Source organism: Arthrobacter sp. UYCu511 (genome assembly GCF_040547105.1).
In the GTDB taxonomy this organism is placed as follows: Bacteria; Actinomycetota; Actinomycetes; order Actinomycetales; family Micrococcaceae; genus Specibacter; species Specibacter psychrochitiniphilus.
This window is the reverse complement of sequence record NZ_JBEPPB010000002.1, coordinates 407,676-433,861: the sequence shown is the minus strand read 5'-3', so window position 1 is coordinate 433,861 and position 26,186 is coordinate 407,676. Positions and strand designations below refer to the sequence as shown.

The 26,186-nt window shown below is 62.5% G+C and carries 22 protein-coding genes; 10 read left to right on the top strand and 12 right to left on the bottom strand.

From position 1 onward, the window contains the following. Positions 1-213 precede the first annotated feature (213 nt). Both ABIB48_RS05260 and rraA read right to left on the bottom strand, forming a co-directional pair. A complete protein-coding gene (locus ABIB48_RS05260; protein ID WP_170120893.1) occupies positions 214-429 on the bottom strand; it encodes a hypothetical protein in 216 nt (71 codons plus the stop codon). Positions 430-646: 217 nt separating this feature from the next. Further along, positions 647-1,114 (bottom strand): ribonuclease E activity regulator RraA, encoded by a 468-nt coding sequence (gene rraA, locus ABIB48_RS05255; protein WP_315913867.1) that lies wholly within the window; start codon positions 1,112-1,114, stop codon positions 647-649. Between the two features lie 216 nt (positions 1,115-1,330). On the opposite strand from rraA, the gene ABIB48_RS05250 reads away from it, so the two are divergent. Beyond that, positions 1,331-4,138: an FAD-binding and (Fe-S)-binding domain-containing protein gene (locus ABIB48_RS05250; protein WP_354212390.1), complete on the top strand. Its 2,808-nt coding sequence runs from the start codon at positions 1,331-1,333 to the stop codon at positions 4,136-4,138. A gap of 111 nt (positions 4,139-4,249) precedes the next feature. Further along, positions 4,250-4,675: a universal stress protein gene (locus tag ABIB48_RS05245; RefSeq protein ID WP_110105255.1), complete on the top strand. Its 426-nt coding sequence runs from the start codon at positions 4,250-4,252 to the stop codon at positions 4,673-4,675. An 84-nt stretch (positions 4,676-4,759) separates the two neighbouring features. Here the strand turns inward: ABIB48_RS05245 and ABIB48_RS05240 are convergent, their stop codons facing one another. The 5 genes from ABIB48_RS05240 to ABIB48_RS05220 all read right to left on the bottom strand — a co-directional run bounded on the left by ABIB48_RS05240 (position 4,760) and on the right by ABIB48_RS05220 (position 12,502). After that, positions 4,760-6,742 carry an acyl-CoA dehydrogenase family protein gene (locus ABIB48_RS05240; protein WP_354212340.1) on the bottom strand — a complete coding sequence of 661 codons (1,983 nt, stop codon included), beginning with the start codon at positions 6,740-6,742 and terminating at the stop codon, positions 4,760-4,762. Between the two features lie 171 nt (positions 6,743-6,913). Beyond that, positions 6,914-7,390: a DUF5956 family protein gene (locus tag ABIB48_RS05235; RefSeq protein WP_354212339.1), complete on the bottom strand. Its 477-nt coding sequence runs from the start codon at positions 7,388-7,390 to the stop codon at positions 6,914-6,916. A gap of 16 nt (positions 7,391-7,406) precedes the next feature. Continuing rightward, positions 7,407-8,687, bottom strand: coding sequence for a glycoside hydrolase 5 family protein (locus tag ABIB48_RS05230; protein ID WP_354212338.1), 1,281 nt, complete (start codon positions 8,685-8,687; stop codon positions 7,407-7,409). After that, on the bottom strand, positions 8,684-11,920 hold the full coding sequence (locus tag ABIB48_RS05225) for an alpha-mannosidase (RefSeq protein ID WP_354212337.1): 3,237 nt from the start codon (positions 11,918-11,920) through the stop codon (positions 8,684-8,686). Before ABIB48_RS05225 ends, ABIB48_RS05230 begins: the two co-directional genes overlap by 4 nt. A gap of 414 nt (positions 11,921-12,334) precedes the next feature. Beyond that, positions 12,335-12,502, bottom strand: a complete 168-nt coding sequence (locus ABIB48_RS05220; RefSeq protein WP_354212336.1) for a hypothetical protein — start codon at positions 12,500-12,502, stop codon at positions 12,335-12,337. 206 nt (positions 12,503-12,708) lie between these two features. On the opposite strand from ABIB48_RS05220, the gene ABIB48_RS05215 reads away from it, so the two are divergent. Continuing rightward, a complete protein-coding gene (locus ABIB48_RS05215) occupies positions 12,709-13,848 on the top strand; it encodes a serine hydrolase domain-containing protein (protein WP_315913872.1) in 1,140 nt (379 codons plus the stop codon). A gap of 136 nt (positions 13,849-13,984) precedes the next feature. Here ABIB48_RS05215 and ABIB48_RS05210 read toward each other — a convergent pair whose 3' ends face one another. The 5 genes from ABIB48_RS05210 to ABIB48_RS05190 are packed head-to-tail and all read right to left on the bottom strand — an operon-like array spanning position 13,985 to position 18,909. After that, positions 13,985-15,400 (bottom strand): dihydrolipoyl dehydrogenase family protein, encoded by a 1,416-nt coding sequence (locus ABIB48_RS05210; protein ID WP_354212335.1) that lies wholly within the window; start codon positions 15,398-15,400, stop codon positions 13,985-13,987. A 9-nt stretch (positions 15,401-15,409) separates the two neighbouring features. After that, positions 15,410-16,354, bottom strand: a complete 945-nt coding sequence (locus ABIB48_RS05205; RefSeq protein ID WP_110105249.1) for an ABC transporter substrate-binding protein — start codon at positions 16,352-16,354, stop codon at positions 15,410-15,412. 40 nt (positions 16,355-16,394) lie between these two features. Continuing rightward, positions 16,395-17,171: an ABC transporter permease gene (locus ABIB48_RS05200; RefSeq protein WP_354212334.1), complete on the bottom strand. Its 777-nt coding sequence runs from the start codon at positions 17,169-17,171 to the stop codon at positions 16,395-16,397. Continuing rightward, positions 17,168-17,836, bottom strand: coding sequence for an ABC transporter permease (locus tag ABIB48_RS05195; RefSeq protein ID WP_354212333.1), 669 nt, complete (start codon positions 17,834-17,836; stop codon positions 17,168-17,170). Before ABIB48_RS05195 ends, ABIB48_RS05200 begins: the two co-directional genes overlap by 4 nt. Further along, positions 17,836-18,909: an ABC transporter ATP-binding protein gene (locus ABIB48_RS05190; RefSeq protein WP_354212389.1), complete on the bottom strand. Its 1,074-nt coding sequence runs from the start codon at positions 18,907-18,909 to the stop codon at positions 17,836-17,838. Before ABIB48_RS05190 ends, ABIB48_RS05195 begins: the two co-directional genes overlap by 1 nt. A 281-nt stretch (positions 18,910-19,190) precedes the next feature. Between ABIB48_RS05190 and ABIB48_RS05185 the strand changes: the two genes are divergently transcribed. From ABIB48_RS05185 to ABIB48_RS05155, 7 genes are all read left to right on the top strand, one after another. Then, positions 19,191-20,207, top strand: coding sequence for a glutathione S-transferase family protein (locus ABIB48_RS05185; RefSeq protein WP_354212332.1), 1,017 nt, complete (start codon positions 19,191-19,193; stop codon positions 20,205-20,207). A gap of 68 nt (positions 20,208-20,275) precedes the next feature. Next, positions 20,276-20,797 carry a MarR family winged helix-turn-helix transcriptional regulator gene (locus tag ABIB48_RS05180; RefSeq protein WP_354212331.1) on the top strand — a complete coding sequence of 174 codons (522 nt, stop codon included), beginning with the start codon at positions 20,276-20,278 and terminating at the stop codon, positions 20,795-20,797. Positions 20,798-20,996: 199 nt separating this feature from the next. Beyond that, positions 20,997-22,052 (top strand): iron-siderophore ABC transporter substrate-binding protein, encoded by a 1,056-nt coding sequence (locus tag ABIB48_RS05175; RefSeq protein ID WP_354212330.1) that lies wholly within the window; start codon positions 20,997-20,999, stop codon positions 22,050-22,052. 12 nt (positions 22,053-22,064) lie between these two features. Beyond that, the gene (locus tag ABIB48_RS05170; RefSeq protein ID WP_354212329.1) at positions 22,065-23,213 is read left to right on the top strand and encodes a FecCD family ABC transporter permease; all 1,149 of its coding nucleotides are present in this window, start codon (positions 22,065-22,067) and stop codon (positions 23,211-23,213) included. A 107-nt stretch (positions 23,214-23,320) separates the two neighbouring features. Beyond that, on the top strand, positions 23,321-24,280 hold the full coding sequence (locus tag ABIB48_RS05165) for a FecCD family ABC transporter permease (protein WP_315914114.1): 960 nt from the start codon (positions 23,321-23,323) through the stop codon (positions 24,278-24,280). Position 24,281: 1 nt separating this feature from the next. After that, a complete protein-coding gene (locus ABIB48_RS05160) occupies positions 24,282-25,181 on the top strand; it encodes an ABC transporter ATP-binding protein (RefSeq protein WP_245932069.1) in 900 nt (299 codons plus the stop codon). Beyond that, positions 25,178-26,170, top strand: a complete 993-nt coding sequence (locus ABIB48_RS05155) for a siderophore-interacting protein (RefSeq protein WP_354212328.1) — start codon at positions 25,178-25,180, stop codon at positions 26,168-26,170. The genes ABIB48_RS05160 and ABIB48_RS05155 overlap by 4 nt, the downstream gene beginning before the upstream one ends. Positions 26,171-26,186 lie beyond the last annotated feature (16 nt).

The window sequence follows — 26,186 nt, the reverse complement described above, 5'->3', positions numbered from 1 at the left end:
AACGGTAGTGCACGTATCCATCTGACACACAGATTGCTGTGATGGTCTATGGGTCTGCTACTAACTTGGCAGGAGCAGCCAAGTTAGTAGCAGTTCAAACTCGCGCTCTTATTGTTGACGGATCTGATAAAAATGGGGCGCAAATTGCTCTGGCAGAGCACACGGCACCGCACATGAGAATCCCGTCAGTGCGGCGAGGGTTTACACCCTCTGTTATTTCTTTTCCTCAAGTTTTAGTGCCACACCTAGGGCGAAGAACGTAGGTGCCCAATGGCCAACAAAAATGCCCCACCGGTCCGATTGGGCCTTGGAATGGTCGGATTTGGCCCGGCTGACCAGCCAAGAACCTAGGGAGAGCGCGATGGATGCGAATCCCCCTGCGTATGCGTACTCGCTCTTGACGCCGGCATTGTGCAACATTTCGATCATGATGGCTTTCTCCACTCTAGAAATTACTGAGGTAACTCGACTCTGCCACAAGAGAAGCCGTATTTGAAGAGGCCTTCCGCTCGGAAGCGGATTGCTTTGGGCCAGGTTGCAGCGACAGGGCTCAGCGGTTCGGCCGCTGTGAGATCGGAGAAATGGTTATCCTCGCAGTCCTGTCCTGTCTGGAAAGTCTATCTACCAATGAGGACGTCCCTGCCATCTAGCCGGATACTAGAATTCCGTCTGGATCGGCATAGATCATGGCCCCGGGACGGATCTGAACGTCACCTAGACGCACGGTTCCATCCAGGTGGCCCAAGCCGTCCTTGGCGCTCTTGGCCGGGTTGGTGCCCAGCGCCTTTACCCCCAGGTCCAGGGTGCCGATGGCCACGGAGTCGCGGATGGCGCCGTTGATAATGACGCCCGCCCAGCCATGATCCACAGCAGATTGGGCAATCATGTCCCCCATCAGGGCGCTCTGGAGCGAGCCGCCGCCGTCCACCACAAGGACCGAACCGTTCCCTGGTGTGGCCAGAACCGCCTTCACTAGCCCGTTGTCCCGGTGGCATTGAATGGTCCGGGCCGGTCCGCTAAAAGTGGCCACAGCGCCAAAGTCCCTAAATTGCAGCGAGACGGAGGCCAGCTCCGGCCCCCGTTCGTCATACATATCTGCCGTGGAGATACCCAAAGTGTTCCTGTTCTGTGAGATCGTCTTTGGCCAGCATAAGGTGCAATACTCGTGGAATGCGAGGGATCTCTCCAACAGAAGCGAGGGCGCTGCGTTTCTGGCGCAGCGGAATTTAGCAGGGAATGCAAAGGGGTTGGGATGGCGGCGCAGACACACGGAATTACCGGGGACACAACAACGCTGGGCGGATTCTTAGAGCGGGAGATCCGCGCCGCTATGGCGGACCCGGCACAGACCCGGACCCGCGCCCTTGACCGGCACGCCAACGCGCATGACGCCTCCCATTTTCTCCTGATTCCACAGGCCGTGGCGGTCCCTGCGGATGCTGCCGAGGTTGCTAATCTCATGCGCGTCAGCGCCACCCATGGGCTGGAGCTGACACTTCGCTCCGGCGGTACAAGCCTGAGCGGGCAGGCCGTCAGCGGCGGGCTGCTGGTTGATGTGCGCAAGAACTTTCGCAGTATTGAAGTGCTCGACGGCGGTGCCCGGGTCCGTGTGCAACCGGGGGTTACGGTGCGGGATCTAAATGCACGGCTGCTGCGCTTTGGCTACAAATTCGGCCCGGACCCGGCCAGTGAAGCTGCCTGCACCATTGGCGGGGTGGTAGCCAACAACTCCTCAGGAATGGCCTGCGGCATTACCGATAACGCATACCGGACCCTTGAATCCCTGACGCTTGTGCTCCCCAGCGGCACCGTGATTGACACGGGCGCCCCGGATGCCTCCGCCCGGCTGCGCTCCCTAGAGCCCGAACTTTTCAAAGGACTGGGCGAACTTGCGCAGCGAGTCCGCAGCAACCCGGCCTCCCGGGCCACCATTGAGCGCCAGTTCGCCATGAAAAACACCATGGGTTACGGGCTCAATTCACTCTTGGACTTTGATGATCCTGTGGACATTCTGGCCCACTTGATAGTAGGCAGCGAAGGCACTCTGGGCTTTGTGGCCGAGGCAGTTTTCAGAACTGTTCCCCGACTGGCCCATGCCACCGCCGGGCTGTTGGTGTTCAAGGATCTGCATGCCGCCAACATGGCCTTGCCAGCGCTGGTGGACAGCGGCGCCGCCACCGTTGAATTGCTCGATTCGCTCTCATTGAAAGTGGGTCAGGGACTCACCCAGGTGCCCGGTGTGGTGCGGGATCTGCGTGTGGAGCAGCACGCCGCCCTGCTGGTGGAATATCAGAGTGGCAGTGCGGCGGAACTTGTGGACCTCAACGCCAAGGCTGTGGCGCTCGCAGGATCGCTGGGGCTGGACGGGCCAGCGGATTTCAGCTCAGATCCCACGATTCGAGCGGAGCTCTGGCACCTGCGTAAGGGGTTGTACACCTCGGTGGCCGGCGCCCGCCCGCAGGGCACCACTGCGCTATTAGAGGACGTGGTGGTCCCGGTCCCGGCACTGGCCCGCACCTGCCTAGAATTGAACACCCTCTTTAATAAGTACAACTATGCTAATTCCGTCATTTTTGGACATGCCAAGGACGGCAATATCCACTTCATGTTGACTGACAAGTTCTCCAGTGCGGACGAGCTGAGCCGCTACTCATCTTTCACCGAGGACATGGTGGATGTGGTGCTCGGTGAGGGTGGCTCACTCAAGGCCGAGCACGGCACTGGCCGCGTCATGGCGCCCTTTGTGCGCCGCCAATACGGCGATGAGCTCTACGGTGTTATGCGCAGAATCAAGGAGCTGTGCGATCCCTCCGGCATGCTCAACCCCGGCGTTATTTTGGACGACGATCCAACAGCACACTTGCGCCATATAAAATTGGCACCGCCGGAGGTTGATCCCGAAGTGGACCGCTGCGTCTCCTGCGGATATTGCGAACCCGTATGCCCCAGCAAGAACCTGACCTTGACCCCGCGGCAGCGTATTGTCACCCTGCGCGACATGGAGGCGGCCCGCCAGCGCGGGGACACTGAGCTCGCCGAAGCCCTCGCCAAGGACTATGACTACGCCGGTATTGACACCTGCGCAGTGGATGGCATGTGTCAGACCGCCTGCCCCGTGGATATCAACACCGGCACCATGGTCAAGCGCCTGCGCACCAAGGACGCCGGCATGGGAGAAAGTGCTGTGTGGGGGACCGTCGCCAAACACTGGGGTGCGCTCACCCAAAGTGCCGGGCTGGCACTGAGCCTTGCCGCGAAGGTGCCCTCTGTGGCCATGCAGCCTGTGAATAGATTGGGGCGGAAGGTGCTTGGGGCGGACACGCTGCCGCTGTACTCCTCCGAATTGCCGTCCGGTGGGAAGGCGCGACGCCGGCCAGCACCGTCCGGTGTTCCGGCGGCCGTGTACTTCCCCGCCTGTGTCAACGTGATGTTCGGCCCTGCCGGTGACGGCAATGCCGGGGTGCAGGCAAGTTTTGAGCAATTGTGCACGGCTGCCGGGGTGGAGCTGTTAGTTCCGGAGGGTATTTCCGATGCGTGTTGTGGAACGCCGTGGTCCTCCAAGGGGATGGCGGCCGGGCTGGAGACGATGCATGCACGGACACTGAAGTTGCTCCGCAAGGCAACCCGGGACGGCGAGCTGGAGGTTATTTGTGATGCCTCAAGCTGCACGGAAGGGCTGCTACACACCATTGAAACCGAGGTTCTGGACCCTGGCCAGCGGCCGTTGAGGGTGGTGGATGCCGTGGAATTTACCGCTGCGGCGCTGCTGCCGCTACTACAGGGGACCTGGAAACGGGTGGAATCGATGGCCTTGCACCCCACATGTTCATCCGCCCGGATGGGCCTGAACCCCGCCCTCTTGCAGATCGCCGAGGCCGCTGCAGAAACAGTTCAGGTGCCGGAAAACTGGGGTTGCTGCGGATTTGCTGGAGACCGGGGCATGCTGCATCCGGAACTCACGGAATCAGCTACGGCCGCACAAGCCGGCGATGTAGTGGCGATGGGCGCAGCTGTGCATGCTTCCTGCAACCGGACCTGCGAGCTGGGAATGACCCGGGCCACGGGCGCAGACTACCGGCATGTGCTGGAAGTGTTGGCCGAGGTGGTTTCCCGCGAGATTCCCGTAACAGGGCAGTAAGTTCGCGCACGTTTAGGCCTATTTGTGCAGCTTTGTGACTAAAGTAGGTCAAAAGACTGGTGTCAGTGCGCAAAGCATGGGCGCCTTGGATCAAATAAGGGGATTAAGCATATGGCTGGAATCATCATTGTCGGCGTAGACGGCAACTCAACGTCCATGAAGGCTGCCCGTGTTGCCGCGGAACTGGCTAAGGCAACGGGCCGCACCCTGCGCGTTGTGACAGCATTTGGCGAGGACAAGACCGAGAAGGTCTCTATTGGCAACGACGAATGGTTCCTCTCCACGGCGGATGAGGCTGAGCGTGTGGCCCAGCGCGTTGCCGAAGAGCTGAAGATCAGCGGCGTCAAGACCGAGTACTCATCATCCTTGGGCAAGCCTGCCGATGTCCTGCTGGAAGAAGCCACCAAGCTCCAGGCGGACATGATTGTTGTGGGCAACGTCCGCATGCAGGGCCTGGCCCGCGTACTGGGTTCGGTTGCCAACGCGATTTCACACAACGCCCCGTGCGACGTGTACATCGTCAAGACCGACGGCTAATAACTGTTGTTTGCAAAACCCCCGCGGCCTGAATAGCTGCGGGGGTTTTGTGTTTTGGTGCGGCAGCCTGAGTGTTATCAGCATTCAGCGGTATGTGCGGTGCTGATTTTCCCGCTGTGATGGGCCCGGCGAGGCATCAGCGATCCAAGGACCCGTGCCCTCTGAAGGGTCCAGTACGCCGTCCTCCAGCCAGTTGAAGTCCCCGGCCAGCACGTCCTGGGAAAGTTTCCTGTCAGAGTCATCCGTGTTGTTCCACAGCTCGGCGAACAAAGTCTCTACGCGCAGCCTCGACTGCCAGGAAAAGGCATCCGCGAGTGCCAACGCGGACCGGCCCTGGCCGGCGTCCTTGAGGCGCAGCATTTCCGCCCGGGAGCAGCATGCTGAAATGGCAAACAACTCGGCGCCGATGTCCACAATCCGGGCCAGGAACGCCTGCTTGTATTCAAGCTTTCCCTGCCAACGGCCCATGGCGTAAAACGTCTGGCGGGCCAACTTGCGTGATTGACGTTCCACAAAGCGCAGGTGCTTGGCAAGCGGCCCAAACTCGTTATAGGAGCGTGGATCCATACCCTTGCCCACAACAAGTTGTGGCAGCCACTTGGCGTAGAAACCGCTGGCACCCACGGCAGCCCTGCCCTTCTCGGCCAGTGTTGCCGTAGTGGAGGCTAAATCGCCAGCCGCAGCAAGATGGGCATCAACTGCCTCGCGGGCAATCAACAAATGCATGATCTCAGTTGATCCCTCGAAGATCCGGTTAATGCGTAAGTCCCGCAAAAGCTGTTCAGCGGGGACGGCGCGCTCGCCACGGTCAGCCAATGACTGAGCTTTCTCATAGCCCCGACCGCCACGAATCTGCACCAGCTCATCCGCGCACTGGTAGGAGAATTCAGAGGACCAGAGCTTGGCCAGCGCCGCTTCAATGCGAATATCCTTCATGCCTGCATCGGCCAGTGCTGCCGAGAGCTCAAACACTGCTTCCAACGCGAAGGTGGTGGCCGCCATGAATGCCAGCTTCTTGCCTACGGCCTCGTGCTGGCCCACCGGATGGCCCCATTGGGTTCGGGCGTTTGACCATTCGCGAGCGATCTTCAGTGACCACTTTGCAGCACCGGCGCTCATGGCTGGGATGGACAAACGCCCGGTGTTCAGTGTTGTCAGGGCGATTTTTAGGCCCTGCCCCTCCCTTCCCAGCCGGTTTTCCGCGGGCACCCTCACCTGGTGGAAGCGGGTCACCCCGTTTTCAATGCCACGAAGACCCATGAATTCGTTGCGGTTCTCCACCGTGATGCCAGGGGAGTCCGCTTCAACCACAAACGCCGTGATGCCTCCCGTTTTTCGGCCGGCCGGATCAAGCCCCCGGGACGGCACTAGCGCCATGACCACAACAAGTTCAGCAATGACGCCGTTGGTTGTCCAGAGCTTCACACCGTCCAGGACGTACTCGCTGCCGTCTTCCGTGGGCACCGCAGCGCACCCCATACGGGCGGGGTCAGAGCCCACATCGGCCTCGGTGAGCAGAAATGCCGTTACGGCGCCCGCGGCGCAACGAGGCAGAAACTTTTGTTTTTGTGCAGCTGTGCCAAAAACCTTTACGGGTTCCGGCACACCAATGGATTGGTGTGCGGAGATGAGGGCGCCAAAAGCCGGGTGGACGCTGCCCAAGACGGCCAGTGCCCGGCCGTAATAAGTCAGGTTGAGCCCCAGCCCGCCATACTCCTGAGGGATTTTCATGCCGAACACGCCCAGCTCTGCCAGCCCGGCCAGGTATTCGTCCGGAATTTTCGCCTCCCGCTCCACCCGGGCCCCGTCCAGGGTTTCGGCATAGGTCTTCACCTTGTCCAAAAACTCCTCCCCACGCTCGGTTTCTGCGGCGGTGGCTTGCGGGTGTGGATGGATCAGGGAGATCTCAAAATCACCTAAATACAGTCCCTTGGCGAAACTGGGCCTCTCCCACGTTGCTTCCCTAGCTGCTTCAGCAGCGTTTCTGGCATCCTGGGCACTGACCTGATGAGCGTCAACACCCGGATCAGCGGTGTTGGTGCTCTCAGCAGCTGAGTTGTGGCTCATGGCAACCTCAATTCCGCCGGCACAACGGTGTCCGCATTGCCGGCTTGGGGCGAATCCCGGTATTGCCTCGATGCTACGCGCCGGTAAGTGTGCCCGCTAGGGTGCGTGCGTCCCGGAGCTAGTGCCATGCGGCACCGGGTACACCAGTGGTGAAAGGGGTGCCAGGGTGCATCAACTCGCCGAGTCTGCGTAAAAGTCCTGCACCACTTCCCTAAACAGCGGGCGCAACGTGGCAGGGTGGGCTCCGTTCTCCCACTTCCCTGTGATTCTTGCGGCCAGTTCATCCGCCAACGAAAGCCCCTCAGGCCATCCCGTTGGGACCCGCAAGAACCAGTCAAAGCCGGAGGGGCGGGCAGGAATTCCAGCCGCCAGTAGATACTCATTGACGGAATCTTCTATGGTGCACCGATCCTCTGGGGTGAACGGCGCCGCGCGGGTGGTCGCGGTCTCACCCTGATGGCATGTCACCTGGACTTTTTTGGCCGAGTCACACTGAACCGCTTTGCGGGTATTGCCGGGCCCTGCAGCCCAAGCCATCATGGCAAACCAGCCATTTTCACCCAGAAGCTCCCAACCGTCTGCGGATTCCTCAAAGGCCGCCGTGTCCCAGCGTGATATCTCATCCCAGTACGCCACTTCACTGAACATGGACGTCCCTTCCGTTCTAGTTGACCACGTCGGTGATGCCGCGGGCGGCGAGGTAATCGGCGTCGGAGGTCTTGGTGGAACGGACCAGGGTGGGCTTGGTGCCGGACGCTGCGCGCGCCAGCCAGGCCGTGAACAGCTCCCCCGAAGGGTCCGCAATGCTACGCCCAACACCGGTGGCCTCATCGCCTGGATCGAAGGACAACGCCGTGGTGCGTTGTAGCGGCGCCGTGGGGTTGGCTTTCTCGGCGGCAATCAGCTCAGCCAGGCGCAGGCCCGCGGGTTTGGGGCGCCGGTCCGAATCCAAAAGGCCCAGCGTGTATTCCAGCTCAGGGAAATCGGCCAGCTTGCGGCTGACATCATGCGAGCACCACCACGTGACACCCCATAGGTTGGGGGTGTCCAGCACAGGAAGCAGGCTTTGCTCCAGGAAGTCGGCCGCGCCGTCGAAGGGCACCGCTGGATAAGGGGCACCGATCTCCTGCAGCCAGATGGGCCGGGCGGGATTCTCGGCGTAGGCGTCGGCAAGCTGGACCAGGTAATCGGCAAAGAGCGTCCTGGCCGGGTGGCCCTGCGGGAAGAGGTGCGCCACGGCAACAAACACCCACGAGTGCACCGTGGTGGCATCGCCCAGGGTTGCGGCATGGCGCGGCGTGACGGGGCAACTGTCCACAAACCAGGCGTTGTCATCAAAGCTGTGCTGATGCATGCCGGTGGGCCAGGCCTTGCGGGCGGCCGCGAGCAGGGTTGTGAACCATTCGCCCATCTCTGCCGGAGAGGTGACTTGCTGGTCAGGGTGGCGTTCCACCGCGAACTGGTTGGTCTCATTACCTACCGTCATGCCGAGCACGTTGGGGCGGGAGGTGACCTCCTGGGCCAGAGCCGTGATGAGTGCCGCCTCCGCAGCCACAACCTGCGGATTGGTGTAGATGTTGCGCCGGTGCCAGCTCGTCACCCAGGACGGCAGGAAATCAAAGCTTGAAAGGTGCCCTTGCAACCCGTCCACCGAGACGTCTAGGCCAAATTCGGCCGCCGCATCCACCACTGCGCCCACATCGGCAATACCTGCCGGGCGAATGAGCGACCGGTTGGGCTGCAATAGCGGCCACAGCGGAAAAATGCGCACATGGTCAAGTCCCAGCTTGGCGATCGAGGAAAAATCGGCCCGCACCGCATCCAGATCGAAATCCTGCCACGAGTGGAACCAGCCCTCGCTCGGGGTGTAGTTCACACCCCAACGCAAAGGCATCTTGCGGGCGGGTGCGGCGTGGTGTGCGGAGGGAGAAACGGGGAGGCTCATTGGCCAGCTTTCTGCAGACGGAGGGTGAGAATTTGGAAGGGACGCAGCTTCAGCGTGATGGTGGGGTTACCAGATGTGCCGGGATCTCCGGGGGCGCCGGCTGCGCCGGGATCACCGGGGGCGCCCACGGCGAGGGATCCGGATGCGTACGGCTGCTCAAGGAGGTTGTTCTCCGCCACGGAAGCCACGGCGAACGACGCGCTCAGCGTCAGCTGCGCGCGGGCACCGAGCGGTTCGTACAGACGCACGATGACGTCGCCGCTGCGGTCATCGGCCAGCTTGACGGCCTCGATGATGGCGGACTGCGAATCCGTGCGCACCAGCGGCTCAATGGGGCGGCCGGTCCAATCGCCCGGCACGCCATGCCACGGCAAGTTCATGGCATAGCCGGCAGCCACGGCGTCGGCCACCTCGGCGCCCACCACCAGCCCGTACGTGAAGGAATGCTGCCCCTGATCGGTGGTGGGATCGGGGAAGCGCGGCCCGCGCAGCAGGGAAAGCCGCACGGTGGTGAAGCTGGAGCCGTTGGTACCGGGGTGGCGGGAAACGTCGTGGCCGTAGGTGGAACCGTTGATGACCGCTGCGCCAAATCCGGGCTCGCCCACATGGACCCAGCGGTGCGCACACACCTCAAAACGTGCGTCGTCCCAGGACGTGTTCTCATGCGTGGCACGCTGAATGTGCCCGTACTGGGTCTCAAAACGGGCATGGTCCGCGTGCACATCGAGGGGGAACGCGGCCTTGAGTAACGTCTCCTGCTCCCGCCAATCAACCTCGTTGTACACGGTGATGACCTTGGAATCCGGGGAGATCCGCACCCGCTGGGTAATGTGCGAGGCCCGGAAACTGCGCTTAATGGTAATCTCCGGCTGATGGCCCAACATGGTGACCTCCATGGAATCCAGCTCACGAAGATCCGTCACCGTGTTCTTGTAGAAGGCGTCAATGTCCCAGGCATCCCACATATTGGGGAAGTCGGTGTGCAGTTGCAGCAGGTTGGCGCCCTGCCCGGCTGGCACCAGCTCACGATCCGCCGCCACATCCACAATGGAATTAATGACGCCGTCCGCACCGAACCGGACCGTGATCAGCCCGTTGCGGACGACTATTTCGCCGTTGTTGCTTCCGTCCCGCTCAACCGTCACCTCGGTGGTGGCCGGTTCAGGGACACCCGCGCTGAGCGGGGCGACGCCATTGCGCGGGTAAGGGGAGGCGTTGAAATGGAGACCTGTGGCCATGTTCGCCGCCGTTGCCGGCTCCGCCAGGCTCGCATGATCTTCGGCATTCATGGGCGCCAAGGCGTCCACCGCCGTGGAGATGATCTCTTGGAGGTCTTGTGCGATCCGTGCGTATTGCTCAGCCGCCTCGCGGTGCACCCAGGCAATGGAGGAGCCGGGGAGGATGTCGTGGAACTGGTTCAGCAGCACCAGCTTCCAGATCCTATCCAGCTCGTCGTAGGGGTACGCGATGAGTGAGCGTGCCGCGGCCGTGGCACTCCACAGCTCGGCCTCACGCAGCAGGTGTTCGCTGCGCCGGTTGCCCTGCTTGGTCAGCGCCTGCGAGGTGTAGGTGCCGCGGTGCAGCTCAAGGTACAGCTCACCCTTCCACACAGGGGCATTAGGGTATTCGGCCTCGGCTGCCGTGAAGAACTCTGCCGGGCTGGCGATGGTGACCTGAGGTGAGCCTTCTAAATCACGGGTGCGCTTGGCCCGGGCCAGCATTTCACGCGTTGGCCCGCCGCCGCCGTCGCCCCAACCAAACGGGATAAGCGAATTTTTAGCAGCACCCTTGTCGCGGAAATTCCGCACGGTATGCGCCAGCTCGGCGCCGGAAAGTTGGGAATTGTACGTGTCCGCGGGCGGGAAGTGCGTGAACACGCGGGTGCCGTCAATGCCCTCCCAGTTGAAGGTGTGGTGCGGGAACTTATTCACGGTGTTCCACGAGATTTTCTGCGTCAGGAACCACTTGGCCCCGGCCTGCTTCACAATCTGTGGCAGCGCTGCCGAGTAACCGAAGGAATCCGGCAGCCACACCTCCTGGCACTGCATGCCAAAATTTTCACGGAAGAAGCGCTGGCCGTACGTGAACTGCCGGGCCATGGCCTCCGAGCCCACCATGTTCGTGTCCGATTCCACCCACATGCCGCCCACGGGGATGAAACGGCCCTCTGCCACGGCGGCCTTGACCTTGGCGAAGACCTCAGGGCGTTGCTCCTTGAGCCATTCGTACTGTTGGGCTGAGGACATGGCGTACTGGAATTCCGGGTTATCTTCCAGCAGCTTCACCACGGACGACGCCGTTCGGGCCACCTTCCGCACGGTCTCGCGCACGGGCCACAGCCACGCCGAGTCAATGTGCGCGTGCCCAATGGCGGTGATCTGATGCGCGCTGGCGTTGGCCGGCTGGGCCAGCACAGCCGCTAGATGTGCCCGGGCCGCGGCAGCGCTGCCGGGTATGTCGGTGAGGGAGACGGCGTCGAGCGCGCGTTCCAGAGCGTACAGGATGTCCCAACGCCGGGGATTGCCCAAATCCAGCTCCTGCTGGAGCTGGTCCAGCACCTCAAGATCTTGGACCAACTCCCACACTTCGGTGTGGAAAATGTTGATGTCGGCGCGGGCCATGGTGTAGCGCGGGGTGTCCCCGGCCGTGAACTTTTCGCCCAACGGAGTGGGGACGAACGGGTTGTCGGTGAACACGAACGGGTTCGCAGCCGCCTCCACATAGAGATCGATTTCCTCCCCGCCCTGCGCCGGCGCTCCGGGAGCGATCCCATCCACGGGCACCCAGGTGTTCAGCGGGTTCAGGGCCTTCACGGTCTCCCCATTGGGACGGTAAATGAGACCTTCGGCCTGGAAGCCGGGCCACGACTGGCTAAAGCCTAAGTCCACCACGAGCTCCACCCGTTGCCCGCGCGCCTCTTGGGGGACAGCGCCCGTGAGATGAATCCAGCTGGTGCCCCACGGTGGACCCCACGCCTGGCCCACGGCGAATGGCTCAAAAACGACCTCAGCGGCAGGTGGGGCTTCCGCGCGAGCCGGGTGTCCGGCGTCGTCCGGCAAAGTGCTCTCACTCAACCCGAGTGCGATGGCTGGTGCCACAGGTTCGCCCTGCCCGCCCTCCACATGCCAGGCGCGTAACTCTAGCGGCGCAACGGGGGTGTGGATGGCCGGAACAATCCGCTCCGTGAGGACTCGCTTGAGCCGGTCCTGAATCAAGGCGTGCTTGTCATGCATGGGCAAAAAACCTTCCGGGAGGGGAATTGTTCGCTCGGTACGGCCAGTCTAGTGCGGCGCCACGCGCGGGTGGCTTCAGCTGTCCGAACCGCCCCTGAGGGTGGCGGCAAAACCTTGTCCTGACCGGAGCATTCTTTGTGCCGTTGGCAACCGCTGATGCTCGTAGGCGCTGCGGACTTGGCTGCCGCGCAGCCCGATCACCCCGTGGAGAGTGAGTTCGCCTAGGGATTGAGCATCCCCCAGCCCCGTGTCGAACCCGGCGCGGGACGTATTCGGCGATGGTCTTCGTCTCTCCCACGATCATGGCCCCGTCCTGGTTCGGCAGGGAGCTCATGTCCATATAGTTGTGTCCCTGCTGCCATCCGGGGGGCCGCCTCAAAGGGTGCTTTCCCGGTCCAGATCGTGTACCACGCATCAGGGTATCCGGGTATCCCGGGTCCACATGCTGGCGGACCAGGCTGCGGTGCCCGTCAGCACCGAGCCGGATGTCGCTGCGGTGCCCGTCAGCACCGAGCCGGATGTCGCCGCGGCGCCCCCGGCATCAACGGCCCACGCCGAATCGGTGCCCTGCCCGATTTTCACGGCCTCATTCCCATAGTGAATGCTGAGCCCCGGCTCCTGCTCCGCGGCTGCCGCGAGCCGACGCCGGACTGTGGCCCAACCTTCGGGGCCGGTGGTGCCGGGGAGAGCTCAGGGCGTTTCACGGCGGGCGCACCGGCCGGCCCCGAGTGGGGATGGTGCCGGGACATTGCTGCCCATAAGTGTCTAGAAGTCCTTAGAGTGGAGGCATGACACATTCACTGCCACGCGGCGCCGGTGCATCCCAAGGTTTGACCACAGAGAAGTTCACCAGCGTTCGTGAACTTTTTGATTCCATGCTCGACGCCGACCCTCGCTACAGTGCGCAACTGGCCGTCTACGTTGCGGGGGAGAAAGTAGTGGACCTGGTGGGTGGCCCGGATTCCTCTGCCAATTCCCTCACGGGCGTGTTCTCCTGCTCTAAAGGCGTCTCCGCCCTGGCATTCAGCCTGCTGGTCCAGGACGGTTTGGTGGATTTGGACGCCACAGTTGCTAGTTACTGGCCCGAATTTGCGCAGAACGGCAAGGCGTCCGTGACGGTGCGTCAACTGCTCTCACACCAGGCGGGATTGGTGGGGGCCCAGGGTGGCTTCGCCATGGAGGAATACAGTGACCTGCCCGCTGTCGCTGCCCGGTTGGCCGCCATGGCGCCCATGTGGCGCCCCGGCAGCGGCACGTTTGGTTACCACGCGCTGACCATGGGCGTGTTCCTGGAGGAGTTGTGCCGCCGGGTTTCGGGGGAGCGGCTGCAGGATGTTTACAACCGCCGCATCCGTGTGCCCTTCGCCGCCGACATGTTCCTGGGGCTGCCGGAGTCGGAAGAGCCACGTTTCCGTCCCGTACTCTTTGATGAGGAGGCTCCCCCGGCCTTTTTTGACCCGTTCTCCCTTGCTGGAGTCTCCGGCAATGTGCAGGCAGGAAACTTACTGGAACTGCCCAATGTGCGCAGCGTCCGGGCCGCAGGCAGTTGCAGCGGAGCCGGCGTAGGCTCCGCTGACGGGCTGGCCCGCGTGTATGCGGGTGCCATCACCGGAATTGAGGGCCAGCCGGCTTATCTAACCCCGGAAACGATTGCCCTCATGAGCCAGGAACAGGTGTGGGGGCTGGACAGGGTCTTTTGCGACACTGGTGCCTTCGCCATCACGTTCATGAAAGCCCACCCGCGCATGGACTTTGGCAGTGCCCAAGCCTTCGGCCACGATGGCGCCAACGCAGCACTGGGCTACGCTGACCCGCTGTACGGGATTGGATTTGGCTACGTGCCAGCCTGGAATGAGGAAGGCTCCACCACCGGCCGGGCCATGCAACTCAGCGCAGCCGTCCGCCAGGTGTTATTAGCTGGCAACTGATCTCCAGGCTCCGCCTCTGCTGCCATTGCCTCTGGTGCCATGGCCACTGCTGCCATTGCCTCTGGTGCCATGGCCACTGCTGCCATTGACACTGTGGCGATGTGCCCCAGCGTCTAGTCCATGCTGCACGGGAGCATCAGTGAAGGTTTTTGAGGGCTTCCGGGATGGCCCGGTGGAACGTGGGGTAGGCGTAAATCATGGATTCCAGCGTGGAGACGGGGATCCGCGCATGCACGGCCAGTGCCAGCATGGACAGCACCTCCCCGCCCATGGGCCCCACAGAAGTGGCGCCCACTAAAACTCCCGGATCGGCGTCTTCAATGACCTTGATGAATCCGTCGTTGCCTGCGCCATGGATCCAGCCGCGGGCGGACTCGCTCACCTTTGTCAGGCCCACCCGCACCGACAGGCCGGCGTCCCGGGCTTGGCTCTCGGTCAGGCCCACTACGCCGATCTCCGGATCCGTAAACGTCACGCGCGGCACGGCGTGGTTGTCTGCGGTGCCCCGGTCCGCTTGTTCTAAATGGCGGGCCAGGATGTGCCCTGCAACAATATTTCCTTGATACATGGACATGTGGGTGAATGCTCCGGCCCCTGCAGCGTCACCAATCAGGTAGAGCCCATTCGCTAGTTGTAGGTACTGATCGAGCGCGGGGGCGCCCTTTAGATCCCAGCTGATTTCTGCCGCTGACAGGCCCACCTCTGCCAGAGCCTGGGCGCGTCCGGTGGCCACGAGCAGTTGATCGGCCCGCAGAGATGAGGGGGAGATGCCGTCGGAAAAGCTCAGCTGGAAACGGCCCTGCGCATGCGTCACCGACGTGAGCGCCTTATTTGTCAGGATCTTCACGCCCTCGTTGCGTAACACCGAGGCCAGCAGTTCGGAGGTCTCCGGTTCCTCCCGTGTGAGCAGGCGTGACCCGCGCAGCACCATGGTCACCTTGGTGCCAAAACGGGTGAAGGCCTGTGCCAACTCAACAGCGATGGGTCCCCCGCCCCACACAACCATGGAGGCAGGGGCATCCGCGGCCTGGACCGCCTCCCGGTTAGTCCAAAACGGCGTCCCAGCAAGGCCCGGCACCTCCGGAACCGCAGGATTCGTGCCCGGGTTGAGCACTATGGCTAGCCTGGCGCGGAAGGTGCGGTGGCCGCCGTCGTGCGTGGAAACAGTGACCTCACGGGGACCAGTGAGCCGGCCCGTGCCACGCACCAGCACGCCGCCCTTGGCCGTAAACCGCTCGGCGGCTACCGTGTCATCCCAGTTATCGGTGCCCTCGGTACGGATGCGCCGGGCCACTTGAGTGAAATCCGGTGCCACCTCCACGGTTCCGGCGAGGTCTGGGATACGCAATGCCTCGGCCATGACATTGCCTGCCCGGATCATCATTTTGGACGGGATGCAGCCATAGTACGGGCATTCCCCGCCCACAAGCCGGGCCTCAACACCCACCACGGACAAGCCCGCGGCAGCCAGCTCACCGGCAACCGATTCGCCGCCCGGACCCATGCCGAGCACCACAACATCAACAGTTTCGGGCTTGTTCTTGGAGGCCATGAGAGTTCCTTACTTGGTGATGCCCTTGTCCTTGAGCCACTGTGCCGCGGCATCCTTGGGGTCCATCTTCGCTGTGCCGCTCACCTGATCGTTGAGTTTGATCAGATCTTCCGTGGTCAGGAGGGAGGAAACCTTGTTCAAAGCGTTCTTGGTTGCGTCATTGACCGAGGCGGTCTTGATCACGGGCAGAACTTGCTGTGCCAGCCAGTTGTTCTTCGGGTCGGTCAGGACCACCAACTTGTTGGCCGGGATGGCAGGGGACGTGGTGAAGATGTCTGCCACCTGGATCTCATTGTTCAGGAGCGCCTTGATCGTCAGCGGCCCGCCGCCGTCACTGATCGGTGTGAACTTTTTTGGCACGCAGTTATAGTTTGCTTTCAAGCCGGGGAGCCCGTAGGAGCGGGTGGCGAATTCCGGAGGGGCACCTATGGTCAGCTCGCTGCACACCTTCGCCAGGTCCTCAATGGAGGTCAACTTGTACTTGGCGGCCGTCTCTGCGGTGACCACCATGGCGTCCTTGTCCTCTGCCTTGGCGGCATTCAGCACGGAGAGGCCTTCGGGCATGGCAGCCGGCAGGGCAGCGAGGACCTCTTCGGCCGTGGTGGCCTTGGTGTTCTCATCAAAATAGCCCAGCAAGTTCCCGCTGTAGTCCGGGATGATGTCAATGGAGCCGTCTTTAACCGCGGTGATGTAGGCCTCACGGGCGCCAATGTTCAGCTTTGTGGTGGCGGTAACGCCTGCGGCATTGATTGCGCCGGCATAAATTTCTGCCACCGTGGCGCTTTCGGGGAAGTTGGCGGAGCCCACAACTACCGATTCGCCGCCGCCAGCGGGTGCGCTGCTGTCACTGGCCAGCGGATCTCCGCCGCCACAAGCCGTCACTGCTAGTGCCACGGAGAGGCCAGCTGCCGCCCCCAGGATGGCCCGGCGGGTGGGTCGCAAGTGCTTGTTCATGTTCTTACTCCTCTAGATGAGACTGCATAAATCGACGTGACTAACGGGTTGGTGCCGGTTCTGCCAGCTGTGCCTGTGGTGCCGACACTTCGGTGGGAGCGGCGGAACGCTGCAACCCGGGAGAAACAATAAGCCGTTGGGCCAAGACTAGTAGCCCGTCCAAAGCTATGGCCAACCCGGCAATTACCACTGCGCCGCCAAGAACTTGACCGTAGTCCTGCACCGCCAAGCCGTCAATGATGTACCTGCCTAAACCGCCAAGGCCCAAGAGTGCCACCACTGCCACTGTGGAAACAACTTGCAGGACCGCTGAGCGGAAGCCGCCAAGCATCACTATCAGCCCGTTGGGTACCTCTACTCCGAAGAGGATCTGCGGCTCGGTCATGCCCATGCTGCGTGCGGCATCAACCAAGTCCCGCTCAACGGAGGAAATTCCGGCATAGGTGGCGCTCACAATGGGCGGCACCGCCAACAACACCAGTGACCAAATGGCTGGCATGAGAGACAAGGTGGAGGTGGCAATCAGGGCAAACAATGTCATGACACCCAAAGTTGGCAGGGCCCGGAGCATGCCGGCGAGGGCAATGATGATGGCGCGCCCCCTGCCCGTGTGCCCCACATACAGGCCCACCGGAACCGCGATCACTAAGGAAATTACCAAGGTCAGCCCGGTATAACCCAGTTGTTCCAACACGCGTGTGGGCACTCCCATGGGTCCTTGCCAGTTAACCGGATCGGTGAGCCACTGCCAGCCCTGGGCGAAAGCGCCAGAAGCAGTGTATTTCGTGGCCGGAAGCAGCATTGCTGTGGCACTCATGCGCTCACCTCCATGGTCTGCGGGGACGCCTTGCTGGCCCGCAACCACGGTGTCAGCAAGCGCTGCAAGAGCACCAAAAGCACGTCCATGAGCAAGGCCAAAATGAGGGTAATGACAATTCCGACCACAATTTCAGTTGGAAAATTGCGTTGCAATCCATCTGTGAAGAAGAAACCCAAACTGGGGATGCCCAGCAGTGAACCCACCGTGACAAGGGAAATGTTACTGACGGAGATAACGCGCAAACCGGCAAATAACACCGGGATGGACAACGGCAGATCCACCGTGAGGAAGCGTTGTAGCGGCCGGTAGCCCATGGCGGTGGCGGATTCGCGGATGGTGCGCTCAACTGAGTTGAGCGCGTCCAGTGTGGAACGGACCAGCAGGGCTACGGCGTAGATGGTCAGGGCAACAATGATGTTGGCGAAGTCCAGTATTTTGGTGCCAAGAATGCTGGGCAGAATCACAAACAGTGCCAGCGACGGGATGGTGTACAGCAGGGAGCCCACGGACAGAATGGTTGCGCCTACGGCCTTATTCAAGCGGGCCAGCTGCGCGAGCGGGATCGCGATGATGACGCTCAAAACAAGCGGCACTACGGACTGAATCAGGTGGTAGCCGGTCAGGTTGAGCACCTGCGGCAGGTTTGCCAGGAACCAGTCCATCAGAGCCGGCCTTCCCGGGCGGCCTCAATGGCTGCCAACACTTCGGAGGCAAGGACGACGCCGGTCACGCGCCCTTCGCTATCAACGGCAACTCCCAGCCCGGAGGGGGAGGACAACGCCGCGTCGAGGGCGTTGCGAAGGGGATCGCCCGCACGGAATAGGGAGCCGCCGGGGATCAGGCCCGTGGTGGCTTTGGCGTTACCGGGACTGGCGGACGTGCCGGGGGTGTGCCAGCCCAGCGGCCGCTGCTCATCATCTACGGCCAGAGTCCAGCCGGATTGCGGTGTTGTTGAAAGCGGTGCCGGGTGCACGGGTATGGAGGCGCCCGGACTGAAGGAAAGGTGCCTGAAGCCGCGGTCTCGGCCAACAAAGTTGGCCACGAAATCGTCCACAGGGGCGCGCAGGATTTCTTCGGGCGGCGCATATTGAGCAACCCTGCCTCCGGTGGCAAAAACAGCCACACGGTCACCAAGGATGGTGGCCTCGTCAATGTCATGCGTGACGAAGATGATGGTCTTCGCCAGTTCTCGCTGCAGCCGGAGCAGTTCTTGTTGGAGCTCTGCACGGACCACCGGGTCCACCGCGGAGAAGGGTTCATCCATGAGCAGCACGGGAGGATCGGCGGCCAGAGCACGGGCCACTCCAACACGCTGTTGCTGTCCGCCGGAGAGTTGGTTGGGGTAGCGCTTTGCCATCGAGGCAGGCAACCCCACGGTTTCTAGCAGCTCCAAGGCGCGTTGGCGGGCGGGCGCCCGCGGAACTTTGTTCAGGCGCAACACGGTGGAGACGTTATCGATGACTGTGCGGTGGGGGAGTAGCCCTGCTTGTTGCATGACATAGCCCATGGAACGGCGCAGCTCATGGGCGGGGATGCTACTGACATCGCGCCCGCCCACTGTAATGGTGCCGGAAGTGGGTTCCACCATGCGGTTGATCATGCGCAGCGACGTGGTTTTCCCGCAACCTGACGGGCCCACAAAGACAGTGATTTTGCCCGTATCCACGCTCAGGGTGAGGTCCTCAACAGCGGCTTGACCCGGATAGATCTTACTGACGCCGTGGAATTCAACCATGGCACGCCCTGCCTTGCCGATGGTTTCCCGCGCGGAGATGCTGGTGCCGTGCGTTGCTGCCGTGGCTTCTTGTGGCGCCATGGATAGTCCTGACTGTTGCTGATGCTTAGCTTCTGCCAATAGATCATAGGCAAGGGAAAATTTCAGAGTAAAGAGTCATTGTCTGTGACAGCGAACTTACCCCGGATGGATTCAGGCAGCAAACATCGCGGGAGGGGTTCATGAGCTATTCGGAGCGGTAGGTGTGGCTGGATTGGATAGCTGGGGCATAGGCTAATTTTATGGCCACAGAAAGCACCAAAAGCGAGACAGAATTCAGCACCAAAAGCGCCTACGTGACGGGAGCACAGTTCACGCGGGACACCAATTATATTGAAACCCGTATTACGCGTGATGGCGCTGATGGCTACCCCGTTGAAGCTGGCCGCTACCGGTTGGTGGTCTCTAGGGCGTGCCCGTGGGCGCACCGCTCCACCATTGTTCGGCGCCTCTTGGGCCTTGAAGATGCCATTTCTATCGGTGTGTGCGGTCCCACTCATGATGTCCGCTCCTGGACCTTCGATCTAGACGAAGGCGGGGTTGATCCGGTTCTGGGCATTGCACGTCTGCAGGAAGCGTACTTCAAACGCACCCCCAACTATCCTCGCGGCATCACCGTCCCAGCCATGGTGGATATACCCAGCGGGGCAGTGGCAACCAACAACTTCCCTCAAATCACCCTCGACTTCTCCACAGAATGGAGTGAATTCCACCGTGAGGGCGCCCCGGACCTGTACCCGGAAGCCCTGCGCGAGGAGATGGAAGTAGTCAACAAGCGCGTCTTCACCGAGATCAACAACGGCGTGTACCGCTGTGGGTTTGCCGGTAGCCAGGAAGCCTACGAGGCAGCCTACAGCCGCCTGTTCACGGCGCTCGATTGGCTCGAGGAGCGCCTGGCAACCCAGCGTTTTCTCATGGGTGAGAGCATTACGGAAGCAGACGTGCGCCTCTTTACTACGCTGGTTCGCTTTGACGCGGTCTACCACGGTCACTTCAAATGCAACCGGAACAAGCTCACCGAGATGCCCGTCCTCTGGGCCTACGCCCGTGATCTCTTTCAGACACCCGGGTTCGGTGACACCGTGAATTTCGAGCAGATCAAAGCGCACTACTACATTGTCCACACGGATCTGAACCCCACACAGATTGTCCCGGTTGGTCCGGACACCTCGGGCTGGGCCACGGCGCACGGGCGTGAAGCCCTGGGAGGTCGGCCGTTCGGAGCGGGCACTGCGCCAACGCGTCCCGTGGATGCCTGAGAGCGTGTGCAGTGTTGAGGGCGCGGGGGGTGTCCGTGTTGTTGGGCGGGGCGTGAAAAGATGGCGCCATGACAAACACGGAGCCCCGCTGGCTGAATGTGCAGGAGCGCGCCGCGTGGCTCTCCCTGTTGTCCGTAATGACACTGCTGCCAGGTGCGCTCGAAGGGGCGCTTCAGCGGGAAGCTAAGCTCTCTCTTTTTGAGTACAACATCCTGGCCATGCTCTCCGAGGCGCAGACCGAGGCGCAGATGCTGCCCATGAGTGAACTGGCCGCCCGCACCAGCGCATCCCTTTCACGCTTATCTCATGTGGTCAAAAAGTTGCAGGCCCGCGGCCTCGTGGAGCGTTCCGTCCATGCCGAGGACGCCCGGGTAACCGAGGCATCCATTACGGAGTCAGGGATGGAACTCATTCGGGCCTTGGCGCCACTTCATGTGGAGTCCGTGCGGGCCAGCGTGTTCGATCAACTGAGCACGAAGGACGCTGCTGACCTGGCCCGCATTGGCCGCAAACTGGTACAGGGGCTGGATGAGAGCCATTGGACGTTGCGCCCGGTTCAACCCGCACCTAATTGCCGCGCCGATCCCTGAGGTGCCGTCCAGCTGACTCGGGAGCGTGATGCTAGGCACATTTCAGCGTAAAAATGCCCGAGTTTTTGCTACCACCAAGCCCCGACCGTCAAATAGGCCAGCAAAATGTTGCCTAATCACTTCAAGGTGCCGTAACGTAGCTAAGGCTTGCCTAACTCTGGCGAGCGTAGTTTTGGGGGTTTACGGAATGGGAAGTGCTATGGAAATTACTCGCCGCCAGGGTCTCAAGCTGGGTCTGAGCGCATCGCTCGCCGTATTGGGAGTTGGCTTGGCCAGCTGTTCCACGGGCGCAGTGGGTGGAACTGAGCCGCAGGACACGCAGGCCGCAGCGGATAAATTCCCCGTCACCATCAAGCACATCTACGGCGAGACGCTCATCAAGTCCGCCCCGCAGCGCATCGCCACCGTCTCCTGGGTCAATGACGATATTGTCATTGCCCTGGGTGTGGTCCCCGTTGGCATGCCCACGAATGAATGGGGCGGCAATGCCCAGGGCTCGGCGCCGTGGAAGGATGCCGCGCTGGAGAAGCTCGGCGCCGCCATTGGCACCGAAAAGGCGCCCGTACAGTATTCGGAGGCCGACGGCGTGAACTTCACCGAAATTGCCAAGACCAGCCCGGACCTGATCCTGGCCGCCTACTCTGGCATCACGCAGGAAGACTACGACAAACTCAGCAAAATCGCCCCCGTCATCGCCTTCCCGAAGGACGCTTACGCCACCGCCTGGCAGGATTCCACCACCATGATCGGTGCAGCACTGGGCCGCTCGCAGGCCGCCAAGGACCTCATTGGTGCCACGGAAAAGACCGTTGCCGAGCAGGCCGCCAAGTACCCCGCCATCAAGGGCAAGACGTTCATTTACGGCAATCTTGAGCCGGCCAAGTCCGACGGCGTCAACGTCTACCTCTCCGGCGACAACCGGCCCAAGTTCCTCACCAGCATCGGCATGGAATTGGCTCCCGTTGTTGTAGAGGCCGAAAAGGGCGCCAAAAACTTCTACCTCCCCTGGTCCGCTGAGAAGGCCAACGAGCTGGTCTCCGACGTCTTTGTCAGCTGGGTGCCGGATGACAAAACCAAGGAAGCCATTGCGAAGGACCCACTGCTGGGACAGATCCCGGCAGTGAAGACGGGCGCCTTCGTGGCCGATTCCGATCAAACCCTCACCCTGGCTATTTCTGCTGCATCACCGCTGAGCCTGCCGTGGGCGCTGGACACGTTCCTGCCGCAGATCAACACCGCTGCCGAGAAGGTTTAAGGGCCGTATCTTATGGCCAGCGCAGCAGTGTCAGTGAAGGAAGGTACGACGCCGGAGCCAGCCTCCGTGCCCTTCGCCGCTGCCGCTGTGCCCACCCCGGGTCGCACAACTGCCGCCAGCCAGGGCTCTAGCCAGCGTTTTCCCACAGTGCCGGCCAAGACGTTTGGCACGCGCCGACGCCTGCTGTGGCTGACTGCCTTGGTGCTCGTCTTGGGCGTGGTGGCCCTGGTGTCGCTGGCCATCGGCGCACGTAGCATCGCCCCCGGCACGGTGCTGGATGCGCTGTTCCATTTTGATCCGGCCAATGGCGACCATGCTGTTGTGCATTCGCGTGTTGTTCGAACCGTGGCCGGGCTCATTGTTGGCCTGTCACTGGGCTTGGCCGGCACCTCCATGCAGGGCGTGGCCCGCAACCCGCTGGCCGATCCGGGCATTCTGGGCATCAATGCCGGTGCCGCGTTGGCCGTGGTGGCCGGGATCTTCTTCCTTGGTGCTGCGAACGTCTCCAGCTACCTGTGGTGGGCGTTTGCGGGGAGCGCGGTGGCCGCCGTCGTGGTTTATGCCGTGGCCAGTCTGGGTCGCAGCGGCGCAACTCCTGTGAAACTAGCCCTGGCCGGGGCTGCCATTGCGGCCGGGATGGGCTCGCTCATGAGCGCCATGCTGGTCACGAGCCAGGATTCGCTGGAGCTGTTTCGCCGCTGGCAGGTGGGCGCCTTGGCCGGGAAGTCGTGGGATTCAGTGGTGGCGGTGCTGCCGTTTGTGGCCGTCGGCGCCGTGATCCTGCTGTGCACAGGAAGGCTGCTGAACATGCTCGCACTGGGTGATGACATGGCCCGCGGTCTGGGCCACCGGCCAGGGCTGGGGCGTGCCATTTCCGCCGTCGGCATTGTGCTGCTCTGCGGCTCCGCGACGGCGCTCGCCGGCCCCATTGGGTTCATTGGACTCGTAGTTCCGCACCTGCTGCGCGGACTGGTGGGCCCGGATTACCGCTGGCTGCTGCCGCTTTCACTGCTGGGCGCACCCGCCATTTTGCTGGCTGCCGATGTTGTGGGCCGGGTCGTTCTGCTGCCCAGTGAGGTGCCTGCCGGGATTCTGGCTGCGCTCATTGGCGCCCCGGTGTTCATTGCCGTGGTGCGGCGCGGAAAGCAGGCAGAGCTGTGAGTTTCCAGACTGCCGTGACAGGTCATGGCAAGACTGCGCCCAGTATGGTGGATGGCTCCTGGGTGAGGGATGCGCGGAAGGCGCCGCGCCGCCGTCGTGCCTGCCTTATGGGCACCATGGCTGCTCTGGTGTTTGCGCTGTTGGCCGTGAACATCCTGCTCGGCAGCTACACCGTCACCATCCCCGACTTCTTCGCCATGCTCGGCGGGAAGACCATCCCCGGGGCGAGCTTTATTGTCATGGAAAACAAGCTGCCGCAGGCGCTGTTGGGAATGCTGGCTGGGGCGTCGTTCGGCGTGGCCGGTGCCGTGTTTCAGACCATGCTGCGCAACCCGCTTGCCAGCCCGGACATCATTGGCATCAGCTACGGGGCAAGTGCCACCGCGGTTGCCGCCGTGGTGCTGTTCGGGGTGCGCGGGGCGGGTGTTTCGGTGGCCGCGATCATTGGCGCGCTACTTGTGGCCTTGGTGATTACAGTGCTCGCACGGGGACGCGGCGGCACAGGCCTGATCCTGATCGGGATCGGCGCTGCAGCATTCATGCAGGCCGTGGTCACGTTCTTAATGTCGCGCGCGGACGTCAGCAATGCGCAGGAGCTCATGGTGTGGCTGACCGGTTCGCTGAACTCCGCCAACTGGGAGCGGGTGGGCCTGCTGACCATTGCCCTTGTGGTGCTGGCACCATTCGTGGCGGTGGGTTCGCGGGAGCTGCGCGGGCTCTCGCTGGGCGGTGATACGGCCGCGGGCCTGGGCTTCAATGTGCCGCGTGCCCGGCTGCTGCTGACCATTCTCGGCGTGCTGCTCGCGGCACTGCCGACGGCGGCTGCCGGGCCCATTGCCTTCGTGGCGTTCCTGTCCGGACCCATCGCCAAGCGGCTGAACGGGGGAGCGGCGTCGCTGCCTCTATCCGGTTTAGTGGGGGCCGCAATAGTGCTCGCAGCCCACTTTGTCGCCGTCAATGCCATACCCGGAACGTCCCTGCCCGTGGGTGTTGTCACCGGCGCGCTTGGTGCGCCGTTCCTGCTGTGGCTGCTCATTTACACCAACCGTGCCAACCAAGGAGGCTGACATGGCCATGCGCCCAAACAACCCGGATGCGATGCCCCCGGTAGCAACCCTGAGTGCCACCGGCCTCTCGCTAGGCTACGGCGAGAGGACCATTGTGGCGGACCTGGACGTGGAACTGCCGGCAGGGAAGGTGACCATCATTGTGGGCGCCAACGCCTGCGGCAAATCCACGGTGCTGCGCGGGTTGGCCAGGCTACTCAAGCCAGGTGCCGGCGTCGTCCATCTGGACGGGGAGGATATTCACAAGGTCCCCACCCGTACCCTGGCCCGCAAGCTGGGCATCCTGCCGCAAACGCCCACCGCACCGGACGGCATTAGCGTGGCCGACCTTGTGGGGCGTGGGCGCAGTCCGCACCAGGGCTGGTTCCGGCAGTGGAGCACGGCGGATGATGACGCTGTGGCTGCCGCGCTGAACGTCACAGGTACGGCGGAACTGGCCGGGCGCAGCATTGACGAACTCTCCGGCGGGCAGCGCCAACGCGTCTGGATTGCCATGGCGCTCGCGCAAGAGACCGATGTGCTGCTGCTGGATGAACCCACCACGTACCTTGATTTGGCGCACCAGGTGGAGGTGCTGGATGTGGTCTCGGAATTAAATGCGCGGCGCGGGATTACGGTGGCCATTGTGCTGCACGATTTGAACTTGGCCGCGCGCTACGCCGATCACCTGATTGCCATGAAGGACGGGGCAGTGGTGGCTCAGGGTGCGCCCGAAAAGGTCATGACGGCGGAGCTGGTGCAGAAAGTGTTTGGGCTTGAATCCGTGGTGGTGGCCGATCCCGTGGTGGGCACGCCCATGGTGGTGCCCATTGGGCGCCGGGCCGCGCTGCTGGCGGAAGCTGCGGCGGCGAAATTGCAGGGTCTTGAGAGTGTGCCCGAAGTGGAAGGAGTGCAGGCATGAGCGCAGCAGTTGAGGAACAGAACGGGGAAGTCGGCACCGTGCAGGCGGACGAGATCCGGCCCATCAGGGCGTTTGACCTAAAAGTCAGTGCGGTGGCACAGCTGAGCCCGCACTTCCGTCGCATCACCTTCCGTGGGGATGACCTGGCATTGTTTGGTGCCAACGCAGCCGGGCAAACGCTGGATTTGCGGATCAAGGTCATGATCCCCTCGCCCGGGCACGCATTGCCGCAGCTGAGCCATATCCGCGGCTCCCTGCAGAACGACTGGTACACACAATGGCGCGCCCTGGACGAGTCGGTGCGCGGGGTTATGCGCACCTACACCGTCCGGGCCTTGCGCCGTGCGGTGCCCGCTGCCGGTGGCCGCCCTGCCGTTCCGGCCGAGCTGGATGTTGACTTTGTGCTGCATCTCGACGGCGGCTCGGGGCCGGCCGCCGAATGGGCTGCGGCTGCCGCGCCAGGGGATTCCATGATGATCATTGGTCCGTGCTCCCGGTGGGGAGATTGCGTGGGCATTGAGTACGCGCCGGGCGAGGGCCGCCGGATGCTGCTGGTAGGGGACGAAACGGCCGTACCCGCCATTGCCGCCATCCTGGAAAGCATGCCGGAGCACGCCACCGGCCACGCAGTCCTAGAAGTGCCCACCGCCGAGGATTTCCTGGACCTGGCTGTCCCGCCTGGGGTTGAGGTCCGCTGGTTTGCTCGGGGGGAGAAGCCGCACGGTCAGGCGTTAGTGGCGGATGTGGAGGCTCTTATTGCCCCTGCCGCCTGCGAACGCGGAGAGGAGCCCGAGGACGTGGACATCGACGCCTCCATCCTGTGGGAGACCCCGGCCGCAAGCCCCGGCCACGGGCTTTACGCTTGGCTTGCGGGGGAAGCGGCCACCATCCGGACGCTACGCCGCTACTTAGTGCGGGATGTGGGGATGGACCGCAACGCCGTCGCCTTCATGGGCTATTGGCGCAAAGGCCAAGCGCTCCCCGGCTGACCCGAAGAACCGACGC